2 protein-coding genes are annotated in these 2,139 nt (G+C 71.2%); both read right to left on the reverse strand.

Translation table 11 applies throughout. The annotated features are described in order from the left end of the window. On the reverse strand, positions 1-597 hold a 597-nt coding region (gene fxsA / locus ACWEN3_RS45740), incomplete at its 3' end, for an FxsA family membrane protein (RefSeq protein WP_452984269.1). A 67-nt stretch (positions 598-664) separates the two neighbouring features. Beyond that, positions 665-1,462 (reverse strand): polyprenol monophosphomannose synthase, encoded by a 798-nt coding sequence (locus ACWEN3_RS45745; RefSeq protein WP_452984270.1) that lies wholly within the window; start codon positions 1,460-1,462, stop codon positions 665-667. Positions 1,463-2,139 lie beyond the last annotated feature (677 nt).

Below are 2,139 nucleotides of genomic sequence, written 5' to 3' on the forward strand. Positions count from 1 at the left end.
GCGCGACCGAGGTGGAGTCCGTGGCCGTGGGGGTGTCCGTGGGCGAGGCGGAGTCAGCGGCGGCCACTGCTCGCCGGGCTCGGGACGGTCCTCCCGGATGACCTCGCCCTGCACCACCTTGCCGTCGGGACGGTGAATACGGACCTGTTGGAAGGCGTCGCCCAGGCTGCCCGGCGCAGCACCGCGGAGCCGCCTGTCCAGGGCGCTCTCGCCGTAGCGGCTCACGGCCCGCTGGACCGGGGGGACGAGCAGGAGCAGACCCGCCACGTCGGAGACGAGACCGGGGATCATCAGCAGCAGGCCGCCGAGCATCATCAGGCCGTTGCCGCCGCCGCGCTCCGGCGAACCGCCTCGCTGCAGCGCCTCGTTGAGGCTCTGGAAAGCGCGGCGGCCGGCCCGCTTGATGACCACGGAACCGGCCACGAGACCCGCGACGAGGAGCAGGAACACGGCGAGACCTCCCGCCGCGCCCGCGACCAGGGTCAGCAGCCAGATCTCCAGCACCAGCCACACGGCGATCCCCAGCGGCAGATACCTGCGCAACCGGGAACGCCGGGGCCGGGCGGTGTACGGAGAGGTCGTAGCGCCAGTCGTCATGCTCCCAGTGTGCCTGGCCGAGGCTCAGTGCAGGATAAGGGGATGATCGACCGGAGCCGGCGGAACGCTAGGAGGTCCGCTTGTTCTTGCCGGTGAGCTTGGCGACCCGGTCCCTCGCGCCCCAGGCGGTGACCCGCCACAGCGCCTCGACCAGGATGTCCTTGCTCATCTTGGAGTCGCCGAGTTCGCGCTCCACGAAGGTGATCGGAACCTCGACCACGTGGTAGCCGGCCTTGACCGCGCGACGGGCGAGGTCGACCTGGAAGCAGTAGCCCTGCGAGGCGACCTCCTCCAGGCCCAGGCCCTCGAGGGTCTCGCGGCGGAAGGCGCGGTAGCCGCCGGTGATGTCGCGCAGCGGCAGGTCCAGGGCGAGGCGGGAGTACAGGCTGCCGCCCCGGGAGATGAACTCGCGGGACTTGGGCCAGTTGACCACCCGGCCGCCGGGCACCCAGCGGGAGCCGAGCACCAGGTCGGCGCTCTTGAGGGCGGTCAGCAGCCGCGGCAGCTCCTCGGGCTGGTGGGAGCCGTCGGCGTCCATCTCGACCAGCACGCCGTAGCCGTGCTCCAGGCCCCAGCGGAAGCCCGCGAGGTAGGCGGCGCCCAGGCCCTCCTTGCCCTTGCGGTGCATGACCTGGACGTTCTCGTCGTCGGCCGCGAGCTCGTCGGCGAGCTTGCCGGTGCCGTCCGGGCTGTTGTCGTCCGCGATCAGCACGTGCGCCTCGGGGACGGACTTGCGTACCCGGCCGACGATGGTCTTGATGTTCTCCGCCTCGTTGTAGGTCGGAATGATCACCAAGGCCGTGCCGAGCGGACCGAACTGCCTCCCCTGAGCCTTGGCCTCGAGAGTCCCGTCGCCGTCGTTCACTGCTGCCCCTTCTGGTCGTACGCAGGCGTCCACCATAGTGGCCGCCGCCTGGCAAGACGCGACAGCTCGTTCGTATGGTGGTGTCGATTCCACAAGAGTGGGGTAAGAATCCGCGTTTCGGCATCTTCGCGTCGCGTTTTCGCCATGTTCGTGCCGTGTTTCGACCTCCGCGACCGCTCGGAGCGTGCCTCGGACGACTTCGTCCCGCGGCGGATGGGGGCCCGGCGCCCTTCGGGCCGACCTGGGACCCGCTGGCTGCGGATCGACCGAAAGCCGTTGTCTACTGAGCCCGGGCCCCACCCGGGTCACACCTGGCCGACCGGCGGGAACGCTTCCCCGTCGGCGCGGGCGCTGAGCCTGGCTCCCAGCGACGGTGCCCCGGTGCGGCACACCGTCCCTGACCCAGCGGCGCTGCGACGAGTTGTGCGAACGCTCCCCGGTCGGGCGTCCGGTGGTGGACTCGGACGAACCTACCGGCCCTCGGCCGTCGACTGTCAACAACCCCTTTACCTGCGCAAACGTGGGCGGACGGGCGGACGGCCCGGAGGATGCGCAGGTCGCGCGAGGCTGCGGTGGCGGCCCCCGGCCGCCTCGCCACCCCCGGAGATCACTCGCCCGGCCCCGGCTCCTGTACCGCCAGGTCGTCCACCACCTGGACCTGCCTGCCGTCGAACACC

The organism is Streptomyces sp. NPDC004561 (assembly GCF_053602155.1).